Source organism: Streptomyces sp. ATexAB-D23 (assembly GCF_000373645.1).
Lineage (GTDB): Bacteria > Actinomycetota > Actinomycetes > Streptomycetales > Streptomycetaceae > Streptomyces > Streptomyces castrisilvae.
Genome location: NZ_KB892058.1, coordinates 1 through 5,326, shown reverse-complemented (window position 1 = coordinate 5,326; position 5,326 = coordinate 1). Strand labels below are relative to the sequence as shown.

General features: G+C 73.0%; 1 pseudogene. It reads left to right on the top strand.

The annotated features are described in order from the left end of the window. Window positions 1–6: 6 nt before the first annotated feature. Window positions 7–5,326: pseudogene (locus tag B082_RS40330) on the top strand (type I polyketide synthase); the annotation flags it as partial.

Genomic DNA, 5,326 nt, shown 5'->3' with positions numbered 1-5,326 from the left:
ACTCCGTCGATCCCGGTGGTGTCGGGTGTGTCGGGGGAGTTGTCGCAGGAGGTGACGACGCCGTCGTACTGGGTGCGGCACGTCCGCGACGCGGTGCGGTTCGCGGACACGGTCCGGTTCCTGGAGGACCGCGGCGTCACCTCGTACATCGAGATCGGCCCGGACGCCGTGCTCAGCGGCATGGCGCAGGACTGCGTCCAGGACACGGACGGGATGGCCTTCATCCCCTCGCTGCGACGGAACCGGCCCGAGGCCCGCGAAGTCCTGACCGCCGCCGGCAGAGCCCACACGCGCGGTGTCACCGTCGACCGGAACACCTTCTTCGGCCTCCACGGCACCGGCCCGAGCCCGGACCTGCCCACCTACGCCTTCCAGCACCAGCGCTACTGGCTCGACCTGGCCGCCGCCCCCGGCGACCTCGACGCGGCCGGTCTGGAAGCGGTCACCCACCCCCTGCTGAGCGCGGCGGTGGCGACGCCGGACGACGGAGGCGTCGTCCTCACCGGGCGGCTCGCCACCGGCACCCAGCCGTGGCTCGCGGACCACGGCGTGCTGGGCAGCGTGCTGCTGCCGGGCACCGGTTTCGTCGAGCTGGCGATCCGGGCGGGCGACCACGTCGGCTGCGGCCGGATCGAGGAGCTGCTCCTCGAAGCCCCGCTGACACTGCCGGCCCGGGGAGGCGTCGCACTGCGTGTCGTCGTCGGCGCCCCGGACCCCTCCGGGGCCCGCACGGTCGGCATCCACTCGCGCGCCTCCTCGGACCCCGACGCCCCATGGACCCGGCATGCCCACGGCACCCTGACCCGCGAAGCGCCCGAAGCCGCCTTCGACCTCACCCAGTGGCCGCCGGCCGGCGCCACCCCGGTCGACGTCGCATCCGCCTACGAGCGGCTGAGTGAGCGCGGCTACGCCTACGGCCCCGCCTTCCAGGGCCTGCGCGCGGCGTGGCGGCGCGGCGACGACGTGTTCGCCGAGGTCGCCCTCGACGGCCCCGCCCGCGACGACGCGGCGGACTTCGGCCTGCACCCCGCACTCCTCGACGCGGCCATGCACGCCGACCTGCTGACCGACCCGGCCGACGACGCGGCCACCCTGCTGCCCTTCTCCTGGAACGGCGTCACCCTGCACGCCGCCGGGACCCCCTCGCTGCGCGTCCACATCCAGCGGATACGCGGCGACGAGGTGTCCGCCATCATGGTCGCCGACGAGAGCGGCGCACCGGTGGCCACGGTCGAGTCGCTCGTCTCCCGCCCCGTTTCGCCGGAGCAGCTGGCGGCAGCCTCCGGAGCGCCGTCCGCATCCCTCCACCGGATCGTCTGGCAGCGGGCGGACACCGCGGATTCCGGCCACACCGCCGCGTACACCGTCCTGCACTGCCCGGCAGCGCCCGACGGCCAGGACGTCCCGGACGCCGTGCGCGCCCTCACCCGTCATGTGCTCGGTGCGATACGTGACCGGCTCGCCGACCCCGAAGCGGGCACCGAACCCCTCGTCGTCGTCACCCGGCGCGCCGTGTCCGTGCGCCCCGGCGAGGACGTGGACCCGGCCCAGGCCCCGGTATGGGGACTGGTCCGTGCCGCGCAGGCGGAGAACCCCGGCCGGTTCCATCTCCTCGACATCGAGGACGAGTCCGCGGCGTCGGAGGCCGCCCTCGCCGCCGCGGCGGCGTCCGGCGAGCCCGAATCCGCCCTGCGCGGCGGCGAGTCGTGGGTACCGCGCCTGGGACGCGCCACCGACCCGGAGACCGCACGGCCCGCCCCGTGGGACACCGAGGGCACGGTGCTGATCACCGGAGGCACCAGCGGCCTCGGCGCACTCGTCGCACGCCACCTCGTCACCGAGCACGGCGTGCGCCACCTCCTCCTGGCCGGCCGGCGGGGCACGGACACACCCGGTGCCGAGGCACTCGCCACCGAACTGACGGGCCTCGGCGCCCAGGTCCGGATCGCCGCGTGCGATGTGGCCGACCGCGACGCCCTGGCCGCCCTGCTCGCCGGGATCGACGCCGGGCACCCGCTGCGCGGCGTCGTGCACGCGGCGGCGGTCGCCGACGGCGGCCTGGTCGGCAGCCTCACCCCCGAACGCTTCGACGCCGTCCTTCGGCCCAAGGCCGAGGGAGCCTGGCACCTCCACGAACTCACCAGGGAGACCGACCTCACCGCGTTCGTCATGTTCTCCTCGGCCGGCGGCCTGGTACTCGCCGCCGGACAGGCCGACTACGCGGCGGCCAACGTCTTCCTGGACGCGCTCGCCACCCACCGCACGGCGGCCGGGCTGCCCGCGACATCGATCGCCTTCGGCATGTGGGACGTCAGCACCGGGCTCGGCGGCGACCTCACCGAAGCCGACCTGGACCGGATGCGCCGCCTCGGCCTGCCGGCCCTCGCCGCCGACCAGGGCCTGGAGCTCTTCGACGCCGCCCTCGTCACCGAGGACGCCGTCGTCGTCCCCCTCACCATCGACGCGGCCGCGCTCGCCGCCCGCAGCGACGAGGTGCCCGCACTGCTGCGGGGCCGCGGCCGCGCGCCCGCCCGCCGCACCGTCCGGGCGGCCGCCTCCGCCGCCTCCGCCCTGGACCGCCGCCTGGCCGGTGCGACGACGCCCGACGAGCGGGCCCGCATCCTGCTGGACACGGTCCGCACCCAGGTGGCCTCCGTCCTCGGCCAGCCGAACGCCGAGGCGGTCGGACCCGACACCGCCTTCCGCGACCAGGGATTCGACTCCCTGGCCGCCGTGGAGCTGCGCAACCTGCTGGCCGGTTCCACCGGGCTGCGACTGCCCGCGACGCTGGTCTTCGACTACCCCAACTCCCGTGCGGTGGCCGGGTATCTCGACACCCTGCTCACCGGCACGACCACCACGACGGCACCCGTCACCGCCCCACGCGCGGCCCTGGACGACGACCCGATCGCGGTGGTGGCCATCAGCTGCCGCTTCCCCGGAGGCGTGCGCTCCCCGGAGGACCTGTGGGACCTCGTCGCCGATGGCGTCGACGCCATCGGCGACTTCCCCGCCGACCGCGGCTGGGACGCCGACGCCCTCTACGACCCCGAACCCGGTACCCCCGGCCGCACCTACGTGCGCGAAGGCGGATTCCTCTACGACGCGGCGGAGTTCGACCCCGAGTTCTTCGGCATCATGCCCCGCGAGGCCCTCGCGATGGACCCGCAGCAGCGGCTGCTGCTCCAGTCGGCCTGGGAGACCTTCGAACGCGCCGGCATCGACCCGGAGACGCTGCGCGGCAGCCAGACGGGCGTATACGCCGGTGTGATGTACCACGAGTACGGCAGCCGGGTCACCGACGTCCCCGACGACCTGGCCGGATACCTCGGCAACGGCAGCGCGGGCAGCATCGCCTCCGGTCGTGTCGCCTACGCACTGGGCCTCGAAGGGCCCGCCGTCACGGTCGACACCGCGTGCTCCTCCTCCCTGGTCAGCCTCCACATGGCCTGCCAGGCACTGCGTACCGGTGAGATCGACCTCGCCCTGGCGGGCGGTGTCACCGTCATGCCGACCCCGGAGATCTTCGTCGACTTCAGCCGGCAGCGCGGCCTCGCGGCCGACGGTCGCTCCAAGGCGTTCGCGGGCGCGGCGGACGGCACGAGCTGGGCCGAAGGAGTCGGTCTCCTGCTGGTGGAGCGCCTCTCCGACGCCCGCCGCAACGGGCACCCCGTCCTCGCCGTGGTCCGGGGCAGCGCCATCAACCAGGACGGCGCCTCCAACGGACTGACCGCCCCCAACGGCCCCTCCCAGCAGCGCGTCATCCGCAAGGCCCTGTCGTCGGCGGGCCTCGCCCCGGGCGACGTGGACGCCGTGGAGGGACACGGGACCGGTACCCGGCTGGGCGACCCGATCGAGGCGCAGGCCCTGCTCGCCACGTACGGCCAGGACCGGCCCGCCGACCGCCCGCTCTGGCTCGGTTCCGTCAAGTCGAACATCGGGCACGCCCAGGCCGCCGCCGGTGTCAGCGGAGTCATCAAGATGGTGATGGCCCTGCGCAACGGACTGCTGCCCCGGACCCTGCACGTCGACGAGCCGTCACCGCAGGTGGACTGGGAGGCAGGCGGCGTACGGCTGCTGACCGAGCCGGTCGCCTGGGCGGCGCACGACCGGCCCCGACGCGCAGGCGTCTCCTCCTTCGGGCTGAGTGGTACGAACGCTCACGTGATCATCGAGGAGGCGCCGGTGGTGCCGGTGGTGCCGGTGGTCGGGGATGGTGAGCCGGGTGGTCCGGTTGTGCCGTTGTCGGTTGTGCCGTTGCCGTTGTCGGCGCGGGGTGTGGTGGCGCTTCGGGAGCAGGCGGGTCGTGTGCTTGCTCATGTGGAGGCGCATGCGGGTGAGTCGTTGATGGATGTGGGTTTCTCGTTGGCGACGACGCGTGCGGTGCTGGATCAGCGTGCGGTGGTTTTGGCGGGGGATCGTGGGGATGCGGTGCGTGTGTTGTCGGATCTGGCCGCGGGCCGGGAGAGCGCGGATGTTGTCGTGTCGGCGGGTTCGTCGGTGGAGGGTCTGACGGCGTTTTTGTTCACGGGTCAGGGTGCGCAGCGTCTGGGTATGGGGCGTGAGTTGTATGGGGCGTTTCCGGTGTTCGCGGAGGCGTTCGATGCTGTGGTGGCGGAGCTGGATGTGCGGTTGGGCAGGTCGTTGCGTGAGGTGGTGTGGGGTGAGGATGCTGGTCTGCTGAGTGGGACGATGTTCGCTCAGGCGGGGTTGTTCGCGGTGGAGACGGCGTTGTTCCGGTTGGTGGAGTCGTGGGGGGTTCGGCCGGATGTGGTGGCGGGGCATTCGATTGGTGAGGTGGTTGCGGCGCATGTGGCGGGTGTGCTGTCGCTTGCGGATGCCGCGGAGTTGGTGGTGGCGCGTGGTCGGTTGATGCAGGGGTTGCCGGGTGGTGGGGTGATGGTGGCGGTGGCGGCGTCGGAGGCCGAGGTGCTTCCGTTGCTGGGTGGCGGGGTGGGGCTGGCGGCGGTGAACGGTCCGTCGGCGGTGGTGGTGTCGGGTGTGGAGAAGGAGACGTTGGCGGTCGCGGAGCACTTTGCCGCGTTGGGTCGTCGGACGAAGCGGCTCAGTGTGTCGCATGCTTTTCACTCGCCGTTGATGGAGCCCATGCTCGACGCGTTCCGGGAGGTTGTCGAGACGCTTTCGTATGCTGTGCCGTCGATGCGTGTCGTGTCCAATGTGACCGGTGCCGAGGCGACCGCGGAGCAGTTGATGTCGCCGGGGTACTGGGTGCGTCATGTCCGTGAGGCGGTCCGGTTCGCTGATGGGATCGCTCACCTCGCGGACCAGGGCGTCACCCGCTTCGTGGAACTCGGCCCCGACGCGG